The sequence below is a fragment of the Leptospira sp. GIMC2001 genome (assembly GCF_028462125.1).
Taxonomy (GTDB): domain Bacteria; phylum Spirochaetota; class Leptospiria; order Leptospirales; family Leptospiraceae.
The window spans coordinates 2,311,505-2,333,280 of record NZ_CP115468.1; the positions used below are offsets into that span (position 1 = coordinate 2,311,505).

The 21,776-nt window shown below is 38.1% G+C and carries 19 protein-coding genes; 3 read left to right on the top strand and 16 right to left on the bottom strand.

Annotation, left to right across the window (positions count from 1 at the left end):
• Positions 1-10 precede the first annotated feature (10 nt).
• From flgG to rimP, 10 genes are all read right to left on the bottom strand, one after another.
• A complete protein-coding gene (flgG, locus tag O4O04_RS12235; RefSeq protein ID WP_272531998.1) occupies positions 11-808 on the bottom strand; it encodes a flagellar basal-body rod protein FlgG in 798 nt (265 codons plus the stop codon).
• A gap of 178 nt (positions 809-986) precedes the next feature.
• Positions 987-1,448: a dUTP diphosphatase gene (gene dut, locus O4O04_RS12240; RefSeq protein WP_272531999.1), complete on the bottom strand. Its 462-nt coding sequence runs from the start codon at positions 1,446-1,448 to the stop codon at positions 987-989.
• 280 nt (positions 1,449-1,728) lie between these two features.
• Positions 1,729-3,078, bottom strand: coding sequence for a M16 family metallopeptidase (locus O4O04_RS12245; protein WP_442915962.1), 1,350 nt, complete (start codon positions 3,076-3,078; stop codon positions 1,729-1,731).
• A gap of 11 nt (positions 3,079-3,089) precedes the next feature.
• Positions 3,090-5,180: a polyribonucleotide nucleotidyltransferase gene (gene pnp, locus O4O04_RS12250; protein ID WP_272532000.1), complete on the bottom strand. Its 2,091-nt coding sequence runs from the start codon at positions 5,178-5,180 to the stop codon at positions 3,090-3,092.
• The gene (gene rpsO, locus O4O04_RS12255) at positions 5,177-5,443 is read right to left on the bottom strand and encodes a 30S ribosomal protein S15 (RefSeq protein ID WP_272532001.1); all 267 of its coding nucleotides are present in this window, start codon (positions 5,441-5,443) and stop codon (positions 5,177-5,179) included. The genes pnp and rpsO overlap by 4 nt, the downstream gene beginning before the upstream one ends.
• A 61-nt stretch (positions 5,444-5,504) precedes the next feature.
• Positions 5,505-6,386 (bottom strand): tRNA pseudouridine(55) synthase TruB, encoded by an 882-nt coding sequence (truB, locus tag O4O04_RS12260; RefSeq protein ID WP_272532003.1) that lies wholly within the window; start codon positions 6,384-6,386, stop codon positions 5,505-5,507.
• A 106-nt stretch (positions 6,387-6,492) separates the two neighbouring features.
• Entirely contained in the window at positions 6,493-6,930 is a 438-nt protein-coding gene (gene rbfA, locus O4O04_RS12265; RefSeq protein ID WP_272532005.1) for a 30S ribosome-binding factor RbfA, read from the bottom strand.
• A gap of 17 nt (positions 6,931-6,947) precedes the next feature.
• Complete coding sequence (gene infB / locus O4O04_RS12270; RefSeq protein WP_272532007.1) at positions 6,948-9,545, bottom strand: translation initiation factor IF-2; 2,598 nt, start codon at positions 9,543-9,545, stop codon at positions 6,948-6,950.
• A gap of 20 nt (positions 9,546-9,565) precedes the next feature.
• A complete protein-coding gene (gene nusA / locus O4O04_RS12275; protein WP_272532009.1) occupies positions 9,566-10,936 on the bottom strand; it encodes a transcription termination factor NusA in 1,371 nt (456 codons plus the stop codon).
• A gap of 4 nt (positions 10,937-10,940) precedes the next feature.
• The gene (rimP, locus tag O4O04_RS12280) at positions 10,941-11,432 is read right to left on the bottom strand and encodes a ribosome maturation factor RimP (protein ID WP_272532010.1); all 492 of its coding nucleotides are present in this window, start codon (positions 11,430-11,432) and stop codon (positions 10,941-10,943) included.
• Between the two features lie 96 nt (positions 11,433-11,528).
• On the opposite strand from rimP, the gene O4O04_RS12285 reads away from it, so the two are divergent.
• From O4O04_RS12285 to O4O04_RS12295, 3 genes are read left to right on the top strand one after another with little or no spacing between them, the layout of a single operon-like run.
• Positions 11,529-12,644 (top strand): LIC_12708 family protein, encoded by a 1,116-nt coding sequence (locus O4O04_RS12285; RefSeq protein ID WP_272532012.1) that lies wholly within the window; start codon positions 11,529-11,531, stop codon positions 12,642-12,644.
• A gap of 31 nt (positions 12,645-12,675) precedes the next feature.
• Positions 12,676-14,193, top strand: coding sequence for a bifunctional ADP-dependent NAD(P)H-hydrate dehydratase/NAD(P)H-hydrate epimerase (locus O4O04_RS12290; protein WP_272532014.1), 1,518 nt, complete (start codon positions 12,676-12,678; stop codon positions 14,191-14,193).
• A 1-nt stretch (position 14,194) separates the two neighbouring features.
• Positions 14,195-14,821, top strand: coding sequence for a hypothetical protein (locus O4O04_RS12295; RefSeq protein ID WP_272532016.1), 627 nt, complete (start codon positions 14,195-14,197; stop codon positions 14,819-14,821).
• Between the two features lie 643 nt (positions 14,822-15,464).
• On the opposite strand, the gene O4O04_RS12300 is transcribed toward O4O04_RS12295, so the two are convergent.
• The 6 genes from O4O04_RS12300 to O4O04_RS12325 form a co-directional block, all read right to left on the bottom strand.
• Positions 15,465-16,181, bottom strand: a complete 717-nt coding sequence (locus O4O04_RS12300; RefSeq protein WP_272532018.1) for a UDP-galactose-lipid carrier transferase — start codon at positions 16,179-16,181, stop codon at positions 15,465-15,467.
• Positions 16,178-16,903, bottom strand: a complete 726-nt coding sequence (locus tag O4O04_RS12305; RefSeq protein ID WP_272532019.1) for a polyphosphate kinase 2 family protein — start codon at positions 16,901-16,903, stop codon at positions 16,178-16,180. The genes O4O04_RS12300 and O4O04_RS12305 overlap by 4 nt, the downstream gene beginning before the upstream one ends.
• Positions 16,900-17,442: a hypothetical protein gene (locus O4O04_RS12310; protein WP_272532021.1), complete on the bottom strand. Its 543-nt coding sequence runs from the start codon at positions 17,440-17,442 to the stop codon at positions 16,900-16,902. Before O4O04_RS12310 ends, O4O04_RS12305 begins: the two co-directional genes overlap by 4 nt.
• Before the next feature lie 35 nt (positions 17,443-17,477).
• Positions 17,478-17,888, bottom strand: coding sequence for a hypothetical protein (locus tag O4O04_RS12315; RefSeq protein ID WP_272532023.1), 411 nt, complete (start codon positions 17,886-17,888; stop codon positions 17,478-17,480).
• A 689-nt stretch (positions 17,889-18,577) separates the two neighbouring features.
• Positions 18,578-18,970 (bottom strand): hypothetical protein, encoded by a 393-nt coding sequence (locus tag O4O04_RS12320; protein ID WP_272532024.1) that lies wholly within the window; start codon positions 18,968-18,970, stop codon positions 18,578-18,580.
• A gap of 23 nt (positions 18,971-18,993) precedes the next feature.
• On the bottom strand, positions 18,994-21,030 hold the full coding sequence (locus O4O04_RS12325) for an RHS repeat domain-containing protein (RefSeq protein ID WP_272532025.1): 2,037 nt from the start codon (positions 21,028-21,030) through the stop codon (positions 18,994-18,996).
• Between the last annotated feature and the right edge of the window lie 746 nt (positions 21,031-21,776).

Sequence of the window (21,776 nt, forward strand, 5' to 3'; positions counted from 1 at the left end):
GTATTATTAATTACCTTTTGAGTTGTATCGCAGTAGACAACATGTTATCTGATGTTTGGATAGCCTTAGAATTAGATTCATACGCTCTTTGCGCAACAATCATGTTCACCATCTCTTCTACAATTTTAACGTTACTCATTTCAAGAAATCCTTGAAGAACATTTCCAAATCCTTCTTCACCAGGCATTCCAGGAATTTCAGCTCCACTAGCTACAGTTTCTCTAAATAAATTCTTTCCAATTGCTTGTAAACCTGCTGGGTTCACAAATCGATACAGTTCAATCTGTCCAATTACCGTTGGTCTAATTTCATTACCGACTTTTACTGTAACTTCGCCTTCTTCTGCAATCTGCAATGTATTGAGAATGGCACCTTCTGGTAAAATTATCGGAGGCTCAAGTAGATACCCATTAGATGTAACAACTTGTTGGCGGGAATCGATTTTATAAGAGCCATCTCGGGTGAATCCAAAGGTTCCATCTGGCATTTGGATTTTGAAGAAACCCATCTCGGATGTAATCGCCATATCTAGTTTATTTCCAGTTGCTTGGAATGAACCAATTTCAAATAGCTTCTGAGTTGCTGCAGTGCGAACACCATGTCCAACGTTCACACCAGTCGGTATCTCACTTACCGATGTTGCAGGAGTTCCAGCAAGAACTTGGTGTTGATACACGAGATCTTCGAAATCAATTCGATTTTTCTTAAAACCCGTAGTATTGACGTTCGATAAGTTGTTGGAAATGGTATCAATATGAAATTGTTGAGCGATCATTCCCGTCGCAGCTGTCCACAAGGATCTCATCATAATATTTGCCTCATTGACCTATTTATATATCGATTTACTAATCAACATATTTAGGCTCTGAAGTAAAGATCGGTGGATTTTATAAAAACGTTAATGCCTTTATTTAGACAAAATGTCTCATTATCTTGAAATTTTTTGGATTTCTACAAAGCAGGAGGAACAGAATATCCAAGAAATATCAATGGGTTCCACTTGATCCAAACCCGCCTGCAGACCTATCCGTGTTATCCAAACTTGTTACTATCTTCCAATCTATAGTTTCAGTTCGTGCAAGCAAAATCTGAGCGATTCTCATTCCATGTGTCACTTCAAAATCCTTATCTCCCAGATTCATGATGGGAACAAAAATTTCACCTCGATAATCCGAATCAATGGTTCCGGGTGAGTTGATCACAATGAGTTTATTCTTACTTGACAGACCCGATCTAGGTCGAACTTGCATCTCATATCCAATTGGAATCTCAACGGAAATCCCAGTTGGTATCAAACTCACTTCTTGTGGTTGGATTAGAATTGAAGTTTTATCTTTTAGGCATGCGGACAAATCGTAACCAGCAGAACCTACAGTCTGTCTTGCAGGTAAAAGACTTGAATCATTAATTTTGATCTTAACGGAAATATCGGATTCATTGGTCTTCATTTAATAACCCCTACAGTAAAATTCGTAAAATTGATGATTTGGCTCGTTTCGAAAATTTCATCTAATAAATTTCTCAACTCATTTAATACAAAATAAACATGTTAAAACAAAACAAAACAAAACAAAACAAAACAAGATAAACAAGATAAACAAGATAAACAAGATAAACAAGATAAACAAGATAAACAAATAAACAAATAAACAAATAAAAAAAAATAGATCTAAAAATATAAATAAAATTTAAAATACAAAAAACAGAAATCTAGAAAAATAGAAATGCTTAATTTGCTATACTATGAGGTAGAGCTTTCACTTCCTTTGCCTTAAGGTCTCCAATTGCTGATAGATGATAGCTTGTTAGACCGAAGGCAGTCCGGAAAGTTTCATTGAGTGATTCTATAGTGATCTTGGTAAAAAGTTCAATCCTATCCATAAGTGAATAGAATCGCCCGAAATAAATTTCTTGAATCGCTATATTATTCATTCTAGATTCGGTCATTTCGTATCCCATTGCTAGGCTTCCAATGATATTGGTTCTTGAATTCTCCATTTCGTTTTCAGAAAAACCTTTCTTCAAGATACTATCTATTTCATTTAGAATTAAGTCAGTTGCTTTGATTACATTTTCAGGTGATGTTGCACAAAAAATAGATGTGATTCCAGTATTCAAATATCCAGAGGGAAAACACTGGATTCCATAACAATAACCATGTTTTTCTCGCACTTCTTGGAAAAGTCGAGATGCCATCCCTCCACCCAAGATATTACAAGCCATGATCAAATCAGGTGATTGCGTATCTGTTCTCGCAAAACCTTCGGCACCTAAATACAAATTCACTTGTTCAATTTTTCTTTTATGGAAAACTTTTATGAATTTTTTTGGCTTGGGATCAACTAACGCTAAGGTAGATGCTGGTTTTCTGGTCTCATTTATTGGGAAAAATTCTTCAACCAATGATTCCACTTCTTCCAAGGTAGCATTGCCCGATATAGAAAGAATTAGATTTTCTGGAGTATAATGTTTTTTATAAAAACTTTTGAGTCTTTCACTGTTAACTGTTTGAACAGATTCTTTGGTTCCAGCTATATTTCTTCCAATCGGTGCATTGTCAAAAACTGATAGATAATACGCATCGTAGAGGAAATCTTCGGGGTTGTCTTCATAGCTTTTGATTTCTTCCAAGATCACTTTCATCTCAAGGTTGATATCTTCTTCATTGAATAGAGGATTGAAAATCATATCGGACAAAATGTCCATAGCAAGGGGCAATTCATCTCTAATTAAGCTAATATAGTAATTTGTGTATTCTCGACTAGTAAGCGCATTTATCATTCCACCTACTCTTTCTACGGCTTCCACGATTTCCTTCGAAGTGCGATTTGTCGTTCCCTTGAACAGCATATGTTCAACAAAATGAAAATATCCTGCTTCAGTTGCTTCTTCATGAACAGAGCCCCTCTTAAGAAAGAGCCCACAAGAAACACTAGCAACATGCTCGACTGGTTGGAAAAGGAGTGTTAATCCATTCGGATAGACTTTTTTCTGTAAATTTTCTCGGTAGGATGCCAGAGTTGATTTACCAACTCTGGACAGAAATTCTTTAGAACTGTATCTCGATTGTGGTTGGATACGATTCTCCTTTAGGTTGGTTGAGGTGCGTCTTTTCTCGAAAGATCAATCTTACCTTGTTTATCAATGTTTAAAACTTTAACTTTGATAATTTGGCCTTCTGAGACAACATCCCGAACATTCTGAACTCGATTCTGATCTAGTTTTGAAATATGAACCAAACCTTCTTTACCCGGAGCAATCTCTACAAAGGCACCGAAGTCGGTTATTTTCTTAATCAAACCAGTGTAGATTGCACCAATCTCAATTTCTTTGAAAATTCCATCGATCATAGCATCTGCTTTTTTCAAAGCTTCACCGTCTGGACTTGCAATAGTTACTTTTCCAGTGTCGTCCACGTTGATCTCGGATCCAGATTGCTCAATGATCATACGAATGGTTTTACCACCTGGACCAATGAGTTCCCCAATTCTATCTTTTGGAATTTGTTTTACAACAATTCTTGGAGCTGTAAGAGCTATGGAATCTGCAACCTTGTCTACAGATTTGAGCATCTCACCCATGATATGATCACGACCACGCTCTGCTTGAGCGATTGCTTTCTCCAAAACATCAAGACCCAGACCCGTTACTTTTAGATCCATCTGAAAAGAAGTGATTCCGTTCTTGGTTCCTGCAAGTTTGAAGTCCATATCACCGAAATGATCTTCGATTCCAGCAATATCACTCAATACCGCAAAGCGACCTTTATCATCACTGAATAATCCCATTGCAATTCCTGATACAGGAGCTTTGATTGGAACTCCTCCAGACATCATCGCAAGTGTTCCGCTACATACAGTTGCCATAGAACTAGAACCATTCGATTCCAAAATCTCCGACACCAAACGGATCACATACGGAAAACTATCAGGAGAAGGAAGAACTTTCTTCAAGGCTCTCTCAGCAAGATTGCCATGTCCAATTTCTCGTCTTCCCGGTCCCATTGATCTTTTTACTTCTCCAACTGAATAAGCTGGAAAATTATAATGCAGCATAAAATTCTTTTCTTTCTGGCCTTGCAAAGATTCATATCTTTGGTTGTCCATCGCAGTTCCGAGGGTCATAACACCCAGAGACTGAGTCTGACCACGAGTAAAGACTGCTGATCCGTGAGCTCCAGGAAGAACATTGACTTCACAAGAAATTGAACGAATTTCTTCAGTCTTTCTTCCATCAGCTCTAAGTCCTTCAGTCAAAACTAGATCACGAACAACTTCATATTCTAATTCATGTAGATAATGTTTGATATCTTTTGTATGCTCATCAGTTCCAAGCAGAGTCTTGAAATGTTCAACGGTCTCTTTGTTGATCTCATTAATTTCGTTGGATCTTTTAGTTTTATCACTATTTCTATTTGCTTTGCCAAGTCTTTCAAAAGCATAAGCTCGCACTTGGTTCATCACATCTTGGTTAGCAACTCTTAATTTAACTTCACGCTTAACAAGATTCATCGGAGCAACAAATTCTTCTTGCATCGTCACTAGTTCAGAAATTACACCTTGAGCAAAAGCAAGAGCTTTCATCATATCGTCTTTAGATATTTCGTTTGCTTCACCTTCAATCATCACGATATTTGTCTTGGTGCCTGCAACAATCAGATCCATGTCTGATTCTAAAATTTCGCTATTGGTTGGATTCGCAATAAATTGACCATTCACTCGTCCAACTTTGATACCGGCAATAGGTCCATGAAATGGAATGTCTGATGCAGCGAGTGCCGCACTAGCAGCCGTTATAGCATGACCAGAAATTCCAACTGTTTTGTCTGCGGATAGAACTTGAACAATCAACTGAACTTCACAGAAGTATCCTTCTGGAAACATAGGTCGAATAGGACGATCGATCAATCTAGAATTTAAAACTTCAAATTCAGAAGGTTTTGCTTCTCTCTTGAAATATCCACCAGGGATTCTTCCAACAGAATACATCTTTTCATTGTATTCACAAGTTAAAGGGAAAAAATCTTGCCCTTCTTTTGCGTCCGCTGATGCACAGACCGTAGCAAGTAGTGTTAGGTTACCAACTCGGTATACAACGGCTCCGTGGGCTTGCTTCGCCCAGTTCCCCGTTTCCAAGGAAATCGAATCCCTTCCCAGGGCCTTCGTATGTGAGAAAATCATTTTCTAATCCCGAGCTTTTGAATGAGAGTTTTGTAGCGATCTACATCACTTTTCTTTAAATATTCGATCAGACTTCTTCTTCTATTCACAAGAGCGATCAATCCAACTTTGGAATGATGGTCTTTTTTATGTTTTTTGAAGTGTTCGTTCAAATCTTTGATTCGGGTTTCTAAAATTGCGATCTGAGCTTCAGTTGAGCCAGAATCTTGTGCATTTTTCCCATAAGTTTGTATGAGTGACTGTTTTTGGTCTTTCGTGATCATATGCTTATTCTACTTTTTTACCAAGTTCCTATGTTTTATCTATTTGAAAATACAAAATTAATTAGAAAACCCTTAAGTATTTCCAATCGTCGTTTTCTAGCTTTTCGCAGTATGCCATCAGGCTTCCATCTGAATCTTCCAAGAAAAATTTGGAGGGTGAACTTACAGATGCAATATTCAGATCTGGTTTTCGTCCTTGTTTGACCCAAATCTTATGATTCTCATCGCGAACCTCCAAGACTGGCAAATCCATCATTTCTTTTGGGGATTTTAAATCTTTCATTTCCAAATCCTCGATAGTTTTTGCCATTTCGAGCTTAAATTTTCCAACGTCTGTTCGAACCAAACCTTTAAGCGACATGGGAAAATTCAGCTTTTCTCCCATATCCATTACAATTTTACGAATATACGTGCCTGAGCTAACTTTGATTTGAAATTTTATGGATTCTAAACTAAAATCGATGATCCCTACCTGAGAAATTCTGATTTTTCGAATTTTGGGAATGATTGCAACACCGGATCTGTGTAAATCAGACAACCTCTTGCCGTCTTGCTTTAAAGCAGAAATCGTTGGCGCTTCTTGCTCTTTCCATTCTACAAGATTCTCAATGAGGTTAAGAAGCGTCTGACCATTTTGCCAATCTTCTTCCCAGACACGACAGATCTCCTCATGATTCAATTCTGAAACCACTTTTCCTTCGGTGTCCCCTGAGTCAGTTGCCTTACCTAAACAAAGATCTGCTATGTACACTTTGTCCATTTCAAGGAAGTCCTGAGCAAAACAAGTTGCCCGTCCAGCTGGCAGAACCAAAAGCCCTTCTGCAAATTGGTCCAAAGTACCAGTATGCCCCAATTTATCTATGTCTAGTTTCTTGCGGATTCTTTGGACAACTTGAGAAGATGTGATTCCAGGAAGTTTATGAACTAGAAAAAATCCATCCATCTAGATTGCATCTTCTGAATCATTTCTAAGTATCAGAAAATTCAAATCAATCTTATTAGTCATTTTGTTCATGATGGTTGGTTTCTTCATCTAAGTTATGTTCGTTTTAATCTTGATCGTCTTCGATATCGTCGTCATCGAGGTGCTCTTCTTCATCAAGATTTGATTCGGTCGAATCGAAACCAGGCTCTAATGAATGTTTTGGGGCAGATTCATCAATCAATCGATTGACTTCTATACTTTTTATATAGTTTTTATCCCAGATAAAATACAAATTAGGAGTATGACGCAGACCCAGTTTCTTACCGATCGCACTTTGCAGAAATCCTCTTGCCGATGTGAGTCCATTGGCAAGTTTCTTTCTTTCGTTGTTATTGCAATACGCTGTATAATACACGAGGGCTTGCGACATGTCATCAGCCATGTCCACCCTATGTATCGTTACCATCGAAATTCTCGGATCTTTAACTTTTTCCGTTATGATCAGAGTAGCGATCGTTCTCTGAATTTCTTTCTCAATTTTCTTCTTACGAATCTCGTTCAATCGATACGCTTCTCGTTCTAGAGTTTCTTAGCAATTTCATTGATTTCGTAGACTTCGATTGTATCTCCGACTTCAAAATCATTGAATCCATCAAGTAAGATACCACATTCAAAACCACTAACAACTTCTGCTGCTTCGTCTTTCATACGTTTCAGAGTTTTGAGTTTACCTTCGAATAGGATTTCGCCTTTTTCTTTAGAAACAACTCGAACGCTTGAATTTCTTGTAATCTTGCCTGAAGTAACCATACAACCTGCAATATTTCCAACTCTTGTAATCTTGAAAATTTCTCGAATATCAACTGTTCCAATGATCTTCTCGATCTTATCTGGATCCAGTAGACCTTCCATAGAAGATTTGATCTCATTTACAACATCGTAAATAATACTGTAGTATTTGATTTCTACTTTTTCTTTCTCTGCAAGGGAGACAGTTTTCGGATTCGCTCTTGTATGAAACCCGATTAAGATCGCATTCGAAGCAGAAGCAAGCATGACGTCCGTATCAACAATCGCACCTGTTCCCGCATGAATTACAGTCAATCTCACATCGCCAGTGGATAGTTTTTCCAATGCTTCTTTAACGGCTTCTGCAGATCCACGAACGTCGGCTTTGATAATTACTTTGAGTTCTTTTAGATCACCTTGCTTGATAATATCATTCATTGTGTCTAGCGTAACTCGAGTTTGTTTACCAGCCTGACCTACTCTCTCGTATTCTTTTCTAGATTGCGAAATAATTCTTGCTTCTTTCTCGTCTTTTACACTGTCAAAAGGAGCACCAGCTTCTGGAACTGCTTCCAATCCTGTAACCAATACAGGAGCAGATGGGCCTGCTTCTTGAACGTTCTTACCAATGTCATCAAACATTGCACGAACACGACCTGAGTAGGTTCCCGCAACAAATGGATCTCCAATTTTGAGAGTTCCTGTCTGGATGAGAAGAGTTGCAACTGGACCGCGACCGGGATCGAGCCTAGCTTCAATGATGGTTCCTTTTGCACGACGAGTTTGGTTCGCACGAAGATCCATAACGTCTGCTTGCAAAAGAATCATATCCAATAAATGATCGATTCCAATATTATTTTTGGCTGAAATCTCACAACAAATGGTTGTGCCACCCCAATCTTCTGGTTGCAGACCTAAGCTTGCCAAATCTTGTTTAACCTTTTCAACGTTAGCTGCTGGAAGATCAATCTTGTTGATAGCAACAATAATTGGAACTTCAGCTTCTTTCGCATGGGCAATGGCTTCCACAGTCTGCGGCTTGACGCTATCATCAGCTGCAACAACCAAGATTACGATATCAGTAATTTTTGCACCGCGTGCTCTCATCGAAGTAAACGCTTCGTGACCCGGAGTATCCAAGAAGGTTACAGTTCCCTTATCATGTCTGACTTGATAAGCTCCAATATGTTGCGTAATTCCACCTGACTCGGATTCTGCGACACGTGAAGAGCGAATTGTATCCAATAATTTCGTCTTACCATGATCCACGTGACCCATGATTGTAACAACAGGAGGTCTCTTGGTCATATCTTCTGGTGCATCGGTCTCGTCTTCGATGACTGTTTCGTCATAGAGCGAAACAATGGTTACCTTGCATCCGTAATCATCTGCAAGAACTGTAGCCGTCTCCGCATCAATTACGTTATTGATAGTAACCATCATACCCATTTTCATGAGTTTTCCAATTACATCACCCGGCTTCAAGTTCAGCTTTTTCGCAAGCTCTCCAACTTGAATATTTTCCATAATAGAAATTTCTTTGGGAACAGAACTTGCTGAATTCGATGGTCCTTTGGATTTGCGGAAGTTTTGTTTGAAAAATTTCGAATTTTCTCGACCTAGTTGTTCTGCACGTTTGTCTTTTTCGAAACCTGTGCTTTTCTTCTTATTAGGTCCGCCAGTCGTTGGAGGAGGAATTAAATCCCCACCGCCAGTAACTTGAATCGGTCTTGCTCCACCGCCAACAGGTTTAGGACCTGTACCGCCACCCATGGGTCTTGCTCCACCACGATTCGGAGGTCCACCAAAACGATTGCCCGTTCCAGCGTTACCACCCCGATTGCCGCCTTGTCCACCACCTTGGTATCCGCCGCCACCTGTTGAAGAAGTTGGCTTCTTAACTGGACGGGAAATGATAGGATTGCGATCCCCTCTTGATGCAAAGGGAGATGCTTGTATGGGTTGAGCTTTTCTCTCAATTGGTTCTTTTTCTTTTGGTGTGTCTCCACCATCTTCAGATACCGGAGCTGGATGATCAGATGAAGGTTCAGAAGAACTGCCAGATAAATCATCGGGTTCCGATTGCGTTTTCGATGGGGCTTGCTTGATTACCCTTGGTTTAGAAGGTTGAGGAATAGGATTGGAAGAAAAAGTTTGTTTCTTAGATTCTTCTTGGTATAACTCGGAAAGATCTTTCTTCGGCGCATTGCTCGAAGTTGCTTCGGTCTTAGGTCTCTGAACCTTGGGAGGTTGCTGTTGAGAAGAAGTCGTGGGATTTTTCTCGGATGAGCCAGGTGCCGATTCCTTCTTCTTAATTTTAATCTTGCCCTTTTTCGGGTCAGATGATCCCTTCGCTAAGGTTTCTTTTATTGTTTTATGATCTTCCATACTATCCTAAATGACTCCTACTACTCTTCAACCCACTCCACTGACTCTTGCAATAACCGAAGTATATGCTCTGCAGTAGTTGGTCCAATTCCCGGAATGGAAGCCAAGTCCTCTGGACTGATCTCTATTAAAGTCTCCACATCCATGATTCCGCCGGCTTCCATTAGGTCGATGATACGAGGAGTAAGTCCTGGTATCTCGGAAAGAGAAGTCATATCTTCATCATCGTCCGTTGTCTCTTCCGACTCAGCTTGAGCTTGCGCATTAAAAAGACGATCGAGCTTTTCTCTTGCCTCGGGTGAAGCAAGTTCTTGGTTGTATTGGCTGACTGTTTTTATATCAATCTTGAATCCGCTCAATTGGGATGCTAGTTTTACATTGGATCCGTTGATTCCAATCGCAAGTGACAAGGAATCTTCGGCTACGATGACAAGTGCATCTCCCCTTTTACGATCCGCATGAACTTCAATTGGTTTGGCTGGAGAAATTGCGTTGGAAATAAATGCTGCAGGATCATCAGAATACTGCACAATATCCACTCGTTCATTTCCCAATTCTCGAACAATGGATTGAATCCTTACACCTTTCATTCCGACACAAGCTCCAACTGGATCAATATCGGTTTTGTTAGTGTAAACAACCACTTTTGTACGAATAGAAGGAATCCTTGCTACATCTTTGATCTCGACAATCCCGTCGTAGATCTCAGGAATTTCCATTTCAAATAATTTCTTAACAAAGTCCCCAGAAGCTCGAGATAATGTAATGACTGGAATTGGTTCTTTCGGACGCAATTCCACCTTCTGGATGATAGCTTTCATTCTATCACCTTGTCGGTATTTCTCACCTGGGTTCTGCTCGCGCTTAGGCATAATGCCTTCAATTTTACCCAAATCGATCAGCATCAGATCTCTTTTCCATCTCTGGAAATATCCGTGAGTAAGCTCACCTTCTTTGGCTTTGTATTCTTCGAAGAGAATTTCTTTCTCCATATCTCTAAGCCTTTGGAAAACCATCTGCTTAGCTTGACTGGAAATGATTCGAGATAGATCCATTGGCTTTTCGCGAACCAAAACAATGCCACCTAACTGGGCGTTAGGATCAATTGCTTGAGCGTCAATCAATGATATCTCGAGTGGATGATCCTCTTTTGGAGTTTCCACTATTTTCTTTTCTATAGTTATAAAGACGTCACCTGATTTCTCATTCGACAATTCTACGTGAATTGCTGACTCATCATCGGGTTCCAACCCTAATTTCTTCCTATACGCGATGACAAGAGATTCCTGGATGATTGACATCACAGCATCTTTGTCCAAAGCTTTGTCCTGGCAAAATTGCTGGACTGCTTCTATTAAACCGATTTCTTTTGTAGCCTGTTTTGTTGCCATAATACTAGATATGTAGATAAAGTTTTCCTTTCGTTACCTTTCCAATATCGGTTTCCCATATTCCTGAAGAGTCTTTCTTTTTCTTACCCTTCCCATGAAATGGTTCTAGCCGAATCTTGTCATCCTTTACTTCTAAAATCTTATATACCCCCAACGTAGATTTGGACTCCTCATTCAGAATCTCCAAACTCGCAAGGAGTCCTTGGAAGCGATGGAGGTCGCCTGGAATACGAAGTGTCCTCTCTGCTCCTGCCGATTGGACAGTAAGCTGATAGTCCGCTTCTGGATCCAGAATTTCCATTCGTTTATTCAACTCTCTGGAAACTTCCTCACAATCCTGGACACTGACAGAACCATATTGATTCTCCAGATGATCCAAAACCACTTCCATAATCATAGATAAGGATGACGTCTTGATCTTAAAAGAAAAAAGTGCAAGGGGATGAACTAAAATTTCTCCCAGAATATCCCTGATCTGTTCTTCGCTGATAGCCAAATATTGTGCGACCTGAATGTTTTTCAGGTATCAGTTTTCCAATATAAGAAAACTTGGTTGTGCTGTAAAGCAAAAAAAAGGATCAATGCTGTAAATATGAAATTTACGATTCTGATTAGCTCATTTCTTTCTCTTTTCCTTGGTTGCATTCAATTCAAAGTAGATGTTCTAAAGCCCGATCTTATCACTAAGATCCAAATTGGTTCTGAAACCAGTAATTTACAAGTTGAGGTTGTCAATAATGTTCTAACGAACCTGCCACTTACAATACCTTTTCAATCGGGAACGGCTTATCTTACTGATACGAAAAGATCAATAATCAAAGGATTTGATTCGCAAGGTGAACTGGAAACTATTATTGGAAGTATGGAAACTCCACCGATTGCAGGAGTGAATCTATCCAAATATCGTTTTGGAACTTTAGGACTCATAACCTTAGATTCCAATCAGAATCTCTATATCCAAAATCGATTTGGCAATAAAGAAGGATTGGACGGAACCAAAGAACAGGACAATCTGTTCAAAAAATACAGTGGCTCATTTGAGACGTCCGGCCAGTCTCCACTTCCTAGTTATATCATTAAGATGAATTCGCGTGGAGAAATTAAATCTGTAATTGGTGCGTCCGGAAAAAATACTGAGCCTTTTCGATATATAGAATTCATTCAAGCAACTGACTCAGGTAAATTATTTGTTTACCATAAAATTGCAGAAGAGATGAGATTGAGTTATTATCAGGATGAAGAATTGAAATCAGAAATCCGTGAAGGGAGTTTGGATATTTTCAAATCTGGAATATCCAATGAGTATGTAATTAGCCTAGATAAAATCTATCCACAACCTGCAGGCGAATATGCACTCGCATCGATTAGCTATTATTCTAAGGGAGACAACCGATTCAAATTTCGTAGGATCTACAAAATTGACTTTGATAAACCTACACAGACAGTTTCTATAAAAGAAATCCAAGATCCAGCAGAGATTCTCTTTAGCGTCAGAGAAAATGATGAATTTTACATTTGGGAAACTGAAGATTCAGGGGCTTCAGTTCGATTGCAAGTGCATGACCCAGAAGGCAATCATATCAACAACAAAAGATTGGTATTTACTTCACCTCGTGGCCAATGGAGAGAAACTTTTACGGATGGTAGAGACAATATCTATTCCATAAGAATTCGGGCTGGGTTTCTTGAATTGCATCGATGGCGCTAATACATCACTGAGCTGAGTAAAGGGATCTCTTATGAAATATGAGACTGTTCTAAGCTATGAAAACAGTTCCATTTTGGATAAATATACCCAAGATGTTTGGGGGTTTTCTTCCGAATTTCTTATGGCAATTGCCGCCAAAACTTTTCTCGAAACTTATGCAGATCTTCTGAGAGATCCAAATAACCATATAACAATCTTATGTGGGAGAGGAAATAATGGCGGCGATGGTTACGCTTTAGGCTATTTCTTAAAAACAGAAAACATCCCTTTTACGATCTATTGCTTAGGAGACAAAACAAGTGAGACTGCTTTCATCTATAAAAACAAATTGAAAAATTTGCATGTAACGATTCATAGCATTGAAAACCTTCTGGCTGATCTAAAATCTATTAGCAAAAAAACAATTCTCATTGATTGCTTGCTCGGAACTGGGATGAGACTTCCGATCGATCAAGAACTAAAGGAACTTTTCTTAAATCTCATAAATTGGAAAGATTCATCCAATTTAATCTTTGGAATTTCCATGGATGTTGTATCGGGCAGGCCTGCATTTGCTGAACTCAATAAATCGCAGAAGGATATCTATTTTCCAGCTGATTCACTTGCAGAAATTGGAGTTGCTAAATGGGAAAATTTAGGATTTCCCATTGAATGTAAAAAAACCTTAACGATTGGATTTCCAATCGATGAGTTTTTACAAACTGATTTAGGCAACAATCAACAATTTATTTTTCGAAGTATTGAACGAAATCTGATCTTTGATTTTTATACCAAGTCTTTGCATGGGCATAAATATTCGAGTGGATCTTTGGTCGCAATTGGTGGCGATGAGGGAATGATAGGTGCAATTCTTCTTTCCATCAATGCCTTCGTTGGTCTTGGTGGTGGGATTGCAAAGGCAATCGTTTTCGATAAATCCAATATTTTGAATTCTGTCTTAGACAATCCATCTTTGATGATTAGCCCTTGGTCTGATGAATTGTACCAAGATCCCTTTCTTGCCAAAGCCAAAGTGATGGTGATTGGCCCTGGGACAACGCCTCAATCAAAGTATAAAGAGAAGGTCTTGATTGAGGCAGATGAATGGTGCAAAAAAGATTCCCATCGATGGGTGATTCTTGATGCTGGAATGCTACCAACTGAGAAAGAAATTGAAGCGGGTTTAAAATTCGAAGGCAATTGGATTCTCACACCACATTTTGGTGAATTGCAAAGAATGTCTGGAGCATCCATCTCCGATCTTACAGAACGTAAGACAATCACTCAGAATTTAGCAAAAAAACTCAATGCTTTCATTCTAGCTAAGGATAGTCTGTCCCTATTTGTATCTCCCGATTCAGAAGTTCTAATTTGGGATCATCCGAATCCAAAACTTTCCACTATGGGCACGGGCGATATTTTGACTGGGATTCTTGCTGTTTCTCTTGCAAAAGGATTGGAAATCCGCGATGCTGTTTTATATAGTTTGAGTTTGATGAACCTCTCGAAAGATATGAATATGATCTCACCGACATCGTGGGATATACTCAATTTTTTAAAAAAAGGATAAGATGGCAAAAGGATACCATAGTCGTTCACCAGAAGAATTTCGAGAGCATCTCAAAAGTTTAGAGAAAACTTCTCGAAAAAAAAATTGGAAACAAATTATCATTTTAATTGATATATTTTTGCTTTTGCTTGTCTTCTATTTTATTTATCTGAACTTAAATCCTGGTAGCCTAAATCTTGGCTCCAAAGCAAAAGTGGAAAATTTCCACGGACTCAACCTTACACTTTCGTCATCGCAGATTTCAAATTCATCGGTTGTGCTTTTGTATCTATTGGTGGATAATCAGACTGACAATCCGATTTCTATTCCTGAAGATGATTGGAATTTTATCTATGAATGGAGGACGGTTGATGGAGAAGTCTGTGAGTCTGGAAATTATAAATCAACTAACAACTATTCTGTTCAATCTAAGTCCCAATGGATAATGGAGATTCCTTTACACAAGCCAACGAATCCAAATGAAATCAAAGGCTGTAGCCCTGTTGCATTCAATGAAAAGAAAAGATTTGGTTTGGGATTTCTTCAAAACCAACATCTCTATTTAGATTTTCGAATCAGAAAAAATTCAAAAGATGATATGAAAGCAAGAAACCAAGCTGAGTTTCTCATTCAATTGAATCCTTTTTAAGGCTACGCACTTACATTCCGCGCGACTCGCTTCGCGACAGGTCGCTTACGGATGCAAGTGCTCCGCTCAAGGTTGAAGATCCTGATTCACCAATCTGATTTTATGCGAGGCATGTTCGCCCAGTTGCCAGCTTGGAATGTTTTCCCATCATCCAGCACCATTCTCCAATTAAAATAGAGGAAAATTTAATAATGCATTTAACAAAGATAATGGTGCTGGAGCTGGTGATGGGCCAAAGTCGCTGCGGAGGCAGGCACTTCGCTCAAGGTTGAAGATCCTGATTCACCAATCTGATTTTATGCAAGGCATGTTCGCCATCTTTGATCCAACTTTCAAACACCACACCATCCTCTGTAACCTTTGCGAGCACTTAGAGGACTTAGTGGTAAAACTCTTCAATTTAGGGATTTTAAATCATCGAATATTTCGATTTGTGTTGGATTCTCACAGATTGAATAAATTGAAATCGTATAAATTCGTTGCAATTTATTGAGGGTTGAGAACGGTAAATGTTGTTTGTGGATATGAATGATAAAGGACGGGGCTTAAGCCCCGGGCGAGGGGATTTTCAAGAAAAATTGAAAAATTCAGCTTTCATAAATTTATTATCCATATTTATTTATAAAAAATAATTTTATAAAATTTAGATTTTTTTGCCAAATTTAACAAATTCTTCTAAGATTTGAATTCTTGCTGTTAGCTTGTCGTTGCCACTCACAACTACCCATGGCGAGGATTCAGTATGAGTTTTGACTAACATTTCTTCAACGGCATCAACATATAGATCCCATTTATCGCGGTTTCTCCAATCTTCATCAGTGAGCTTCCACCTCTTAAGAGGATCATTTGCTCTTGCATCAAAACGTTCTTTCTGAGTATCTTTATCGATATGGATAAAGAATTTTATAACTTTTACATCATTTTGTTCCAAGGATTCTTCAAACCAGATAATCTCACTGTAGGCTCTCTTCCATTCTGCTTCTGTGGCAAAACCTTCGACGCGCTCAACCATTACTCTACCATACCAAGATCGATCGAATATTCCGATCACTCCGCGCTCAGGTATCCTTCTCCAGAATCTCCATAGATAATTTCTGGATTTTTCAGAAGCGTCGGGGGCCGAAATATTATGAACTTCATAAAGTCTAGGATCCATAAGACCTGTTAGTCTGCGGATCGCTCCACCTTTGCCCGCTGCATCCCATCCTTCAAATACTACTGCAATGGATTTGCCGCGTGTCTGACATTCATGGGTAACCTGTCTTGCTTTTTCTTGAAGATCTTTGAGTTTTTTCTTATAGTCAGACTCTGGGATCGTTAGGCTAAGATCTACTTTGTGTAAACTCGGTGACATATTCATTCCGTTTCTCCAGCAGATCTCAATTTTTGTAATAGTTCATTGGAATCTACGCCCAATTTTTTTTCTAAATGATTGATGAGCTGAACCATCACACTCAGTCTCGCTTCACTATTATCATCGGAAGGAATCAAAATCCAAGGTGCATACGGTTGATCTGTAAGTTGGATATAGTTCATAAATAATTTCTTATAGGATTCGTAATTCTCAGCTTGGTCCAAATCTTCAAGAGTTGTCTCCCAAGTTTTACCTTCTTTCTTGGCTTTCTTCAATCTCTTAGAAAGATCTTTCTCACCCAAATCCAGGAAGAATTTGATAATTAAGATTCCATCTTCAGCTAATGTTCGTTCCAGATTCATTATAGTTTTTAGATTATTGGAAATATCTTGCTTTTTTACATCACCTTTGCGAATCGCATAAGATACTCGATAGTACCAAGACTTAAGAAGAAAAAAAGCAAATCCTTTTGGAGGAAAATGATACCAATACTTATATAAAAACGGATATTTGGAATCCCAGAGTTCAGTATTGACAGGTGAGTACACTTTGTATTTTTTCGGGTCCATGCGATAGATCAATTTCTTGATAATGCGACCCTTGCCAGTCTGTGCCCAACCTTCGAGAATTACATAGCAGGAGATGCCCATCTCACTTGCGGAGTTCTGGAGTATATACAGCCTTTCTTGTAAGCTATCTTCATCAAGTTCATGTTCTTGAATAGTCATAATAATCTATAGAGATACCATCGATTCCCAATCTTTCGAAATACAGGATTGGACAAGTCCCCTTCTAAAGGACTGGATGAATTGAAAATGATATCTACTTCACACTCCTCTTTAGATTCAAAATAAAAGTCGAGACTAAAACCCTCGGATTTGAGTAGAATATCTTTTACAGATAATGATGTCGTGTTACTTTTTTGTTTCCGCAGCAATTCCGTAGAAAAAAAATAAGTTTGGAAGTATCCGTTCTTTTCGTTCCATTCTTCACGAAATTGTTTTTTGGTCCAATGTGCTTTCAGATCAACCCAGATGCCCTCTTCCTCATTTATATGAATCAGAACGGGTTCTAGGTTCTCATCTATGATTGACTCAGCCAGGAGTCTCAGAATCCATTCAATTTCCGTACGATCTGTAACACCTGGTTTCCCGAACACTTTCCTTTCTTTTAAAGAAAATTCTGATTGCGTTGGTCGCTCCCTAGCACAAGCCAATCCCAAAAAACATATAAATATAATAATGAAAAATTGTTGAATATAAATCATCTAGACATCATTCTAGAATTTTAACTAGAAGGCTGTCAAATGCATTGCATTGCTAAAAGAAAATCTTTTTGCACGCTTCGTGCAAAATTGAGGCTGATCGGTTGGTTTGGGTAGTTTCCATCATGAACATAAATCAAGATTGTAGTCCTTTGTCCAGAGGGTAAGTAGACATTCTCAATCTTTGTTCCTTCTGGATAAGTGAATGTCTTCATTCGTCCCAGTTCATCGTAACTTCTTTGGAAGAATAGAGTCAGATCGTCTATAGAACGTTTCTCGACGATGGCTTGTCCTTTTGCATCGTAGGCGTTTTCTGTGTTTTTTTTGGGCGATCCCAGCACCATTTGTAAATGTTTGTGTATCAAATAAATTACGAGTAAACAATACAAATGTTGCTGGGTCGGGCTCTCAGCTACGGTCAATAAATTGCTATTTGGATTCAATATCATAACCTTCCTTTAACTTCAATTTATTGACCCCGCTTCCATCCCTATCGCAGAACTATTCTCTTCTGCTGTTTTACCCCTGGTTAAAACCAGGGGCTAACAGCTACACTCTTCACCGTTGGCTAATAATCCAACAAATGATGACATTGTTAATATTTTAACGTTCTTTAATTTACGTTAACTTCAATAATTCTATTCTCTATCCATTCAAATATTCTGTCTAGGAATAATATTCTTTAATTTATTATTTACTCATATCGCAATCAACAAAGAAATTCCCATACCTTCCGAGATAGAAAAACCTCCTGATTCTAAGTTAGTTGCTACTCCAGTATTGAATGGACTCTATCATATCTATTCTTATCAAAAAGCTGCTTAAGGTTTTAATTTAGATTGAATCTTTTTTCTCATTGTATCTGGATCGAACCATATCTAAATCTTAATAAATATTTCAGAAATCCGTAATTTTCGAACATTTTTCCTATAAATCACCCGATTTTAGTTTTCATTCCAATACTTTAAGTCATTCAAATCGAATAATTATCTAGTATAACAGACAATATATCCAATGAATTAGTTTTTACGAGCCTCAACCATTTTTGATTAGTTGACGTTATGATATAAAATAAATTTTAAAATGGTGCTGGGTGCTGGACGAGCCTCAGACTTAAGTAGACCGTCAGACACCAAATTTATTCTCCAGAGATACATAATTCTCCTTGCCCTAAATTTTGCTTATCACCAAGGCAAGCACTTTTAGGATTGCAATAAAGTATATTTACAGAATAAATATTATTTATACTTTCTCTATTACTGGAACCACAAGGAGCACTGTAAAGGGATTCATAACAATATTCCGCATCCTTATTTGTGATATGCGACTTCAAAAATCCCAATTCATAAATAGAAGACTCTGGAAATAGTGCAAGTATAAGTAATCGATCTTGAAATTCTATTTCCTGATCAGTACCCGTTAATCCACATTCGATAAACTTAAAATTAATAATATTTTCTTTTTCCTTTTGAAAGTTTCGTGAATCTTTTACTTTGCTTCCATCAATGGAACAATGCAATAGGATTATCATAACCAAGTATTTTACCATATTTGTTAATTTACTGTAGATGATTCATTTGAACTGGATAGCATTTGGAAATTATTAATTTGTTTTTGCTGTTTTTCAATTTTTCTAAATCTATGATAATAATCAAATATATCTAAAGGATTATCCTTAATATTAGTAATTATATCTCCAGCGATATTAGATCCAATTGTTAAATTGCCCTGATATTCAATTTCCGACATAATCAATCCTTCAAAAAAATCTTCTGAGTCTATCTTGAAATCTTCTTCAGTAAATTTCTGACCTAACAAAACTTTTTCTTCCAGAGATTTCCATTTTGATTGTAAAAAGTTTCTAGTATATTCTTTAACCCGATCGTTTCGATCTCCTCCAATTTTCTCAGATCCTTCTCTTGCAATATATTTAACATGACGACGGACTGATAGTCTATCCGAAGCCCACATACTTCCTTTTAGAACGGCTCGATTAATACCAGTAGATATATTTTTTCCAATTTTATTAATTCCTTTTGCTCCAAATTTTTTGCCCATCGCATGACCGATGATCCTATTAAACATGTGAATATATTTATTTTTACCACTAGGATCATTATATCGCAACGGATTCCCCTCAACATACATCATCCTGTTCATACCTTGAACTTTCCCTGGAAACGCCATACTGTCCGCCTGTATAAATCTCCCCATAGCAGGGTCATAATATCTTGCTTTATAATACATCAAGCCTGATTCCCTGTCTTCTTCTTGCCCTGTGTATTTGTATTTAGATACATCTGGTCCATAGGAATCCGTTCTCAATATCTCACCGTACGGTCTGTAGCTGATATGAGATTTACCACCCATCTCACCACCAGCCAAGACGTTACCCATCCCATCTGTTACCATGGTTATGCTACCAAGATGATCGGGATGTAGGAAGAACATGCCAGGTATGCGAGCTGTGTTCTGTCCTCCGACTCCACTAGATCCACCGCCACCTAAGCTAGCTGGTTCTGTGTTTACACTAGGTGTATCAGCAGGTATACCAAGTCCGAGTAGCCAAGGCGGAACTCCTTCCTCACTAGATGCTCCACCATAGAAGGCAGGTGAGCAACTGTAGATATTGATGAATAGAAAGGGAATCAAGGCGAGTGCGGATGCGAATCTTGAAGAGACTTGCACTTCAGTAGATATTTGAATACTTGCGTAGATTGCAAGGAGTAGCAAACTTATCCAGAGAAATAGTTTTACTGGTGCAACAACCGTATATCCTGAGCGGAGAATCTGAACGCTTGGGATTCCTTCCCACACAAGACTTAGGTCTCTTTTGATTTCGTTGTAGCCTGTGATTATGATAAAGGCAACATCTTGTTCATTTTGTGCGGAAAGAGAATCGTTGATCGCAACTTGGTTTAGTAGATTGGCATCGGGTCTTGTATATTGCGATACGATATCTCCCTCTATTCCTGTGATATACATTGTATGCTTTTCTGGAACACCAGGTGATCGGTGGATTTCGTAGTTGTTGCCAAAGCTATATGTTGTTGTATCAGCATTCTTTAGATACTTCTTGATTCTATGCCCTGTATGATCGTATGAATATGTGAATACATCTCCACCAGCAGTTGTGATCTCACTCAGTTTCGATCTGCTGTCATATCGGTAGATGTCTCCGTTACGATTGGTTAGGTTTCCGATTGAGTCGTAGCTATAGTTGACTGCACCAGTCTCTGTTGAGTTTGCTTGTGTCACAGCATGAACATGACTTGGATTGTTGTATTGAAGACTAAACTTTCCTCGCTTAGTGAGGTTTCCATTTGTGTTGTAAGAATATGTTTCTTCTCCATATTTGCCAATGGCTTTTGTAACTCGGTTGATACTGTCATATTCGAATATTTGATTTCTCGTTTCATTCATTAGATCAGATATCTTGGATATATTGCCTTTCTTGTCATATTCGTATGAGACTCTCTGTTCAATATGTCCATCACCCAGTCTTGTTGTGATTGCATTCGGTCTCTGTCTGAGTCTGTCATAGGCGATGTCCATTTCAACCTTATTTCTTCTGGGCGATCTCCTATCCATTTCTTTAAACTATCCTCGTATAACAATTCGTCTACTATTTTCCGAAATAGATAGGAACCGGGCTCTCCCTCGACGAGGGCGCTCGGTCGATCCCTATCGCAGGATTAATCTTCTCTGCTGTTTTACCCCTGGTTAAAACCAGGGGCTAACAGCTACATTCTACACCGTTGGCTAATAATCCAACAAATGAAGACATTGTTAATATTTACACTTTCGTTTATTTATGTTAATTTCAATAATTCAATTCTCTATCTATTCAACTATTCTGTCTAGGAATAATATTCTTTAATTTATTATTTACTCATATCGCAATCAATAAAGAAACTCCAATACCTTCCGAGATAGAAAAACCTCCTGATTCTAAGTTAGTTGCTACTCCAGTATTGAATGGACTCTATCATATCTATTCTTATCAAAAAGCTGCTTAAGGTTTTAATTTAGATTGAATCTTTTGTCTCATTGTATCTGGATCGAACTAAATTTAAATCTCAAAAAATATTTCAGAAATCCATAATTTTCGAATATTTATGCGATAAATCAACCTTATTTTGGTTTCAATTCCATTACTTTAAGTCATTTAAAATAAATATATTTCCAGTATATTGGACAACGTATCCAATGAATTAATTTATGCGAGGCTCACATTAATCTTCCTGTTTTTGTTAAAATTGCAAAACTTTATATCATTCAAATCAAAATAATATCTAACATAACAGACAATATGTCCAATTAATTATCCAGTCACC

Bases quoted from the DNA above. Each gene is read 5' to 3' on its own strand.
- flgG (WP_272531998.1), bottom strand. From the start codon at position 808: ATGATGAGATCCTTGTGGACAGCTGCGACGGGAATGATCGCTCAACAA.
- dut (WP_272531999.1), bottom strand. From the start codon at position 1,448: ATGAAGACCAATGAATCCGATATTTCCGTTAAGATCAAAATTAATGAT.
- pnp (WP_272532000.1), bottom strand. From the start codon at position 5,180: ATGATTTTCTCACATACGAAGGCCCTGGGAAGGGATTCGATTTCCTTG.
- rpsO (WP_272532001.1), bottom strand. From the start codon at position 5,443: ATGATCACGAAAGACCAAAAACAGTCACTCATACAAACTTATGGGAAA.
- truB (WP_272532003.1), bottom strand. From the start codon at position 6,386: ATGGATGGATTTTTTCTAGTTCATAAACTTCCTGGAATCACATCTTCT.
- infB (WP_272532007.1), bottom strand. From the start codon at position 9,545: ATGGAAGATCATAAAACAATAAAAGAAACCTTAGCGAAGGGATCATCT.
- nusA (WP_272532009.1), bottom strand. From the start codon at position 10,936: ATGGCAACAAAACAGGCTACAAAAGAAATCGGTTTAATAGAAGCAGTC.
- O4O04_RS12285 (WP_272532012.1), top strand. From the start codon at position 11,529: ATGAAATTTACGATTCTGATTAGCTCATTTCTTTCTCTTTTCCTTGGT.
- O4O04_RS12290 (WP_272532014.1), top strand. From the start codon at position 12,676: ATGAAATATGAGACTGTTCTAAGCTATGAAAACAGTTCCATTTTGGAT.
- O4O04_RS12295 (WP_272532016.1), top strand. From the start codon at position 14,195: ATGGCAAAAGGATACCATAGTCGTTCACCAGAAGAATTTCGAGAGCAT.
- O4O04_RS12300 (WP_272532018.1), bottom strand. From the start codon at position 16,181: ATGAATATGTCACCGAGTTTACACAAAGTAGATCTTAGCCTAACGATC.
- O4O04_RS12305 (WP_272532019.1), bottom strand. From the start codon at position 16,903: ATGACTATTCAAGAACATGAACTTGATGAAGATAGCTTACAAGAAAGG.
- O4O04_RS12310 (WP_272532021.1), bottom strand. From the start codon at position 17,442: ATGATTTATATTCAACAATTTTTCATTATTATATTTATATGTTTTTTG.
- O4O04_RS12315 (WP_272532023.1), bottom strand. From the start codon at position 17,888: ATGATATTGAATCCAAATAGCAATTTATTGACCGTAGCTGAGAGCCCG.
- O4O04_RS12320 (WP_272532024.1), bottom strand. From the start codon at position 18,970: ATGATAATCCTATTGCATTGTTCCATTGATGGAAGCAAAGTAAAAGAT.
- O4O04_RS12325 (WP_272532025.1), bottom strand. From the start codon at position 21,030: ATGGATAGGAGATCGCCCAGAAGAAATAAGGTTGAAATGGACATCGCC.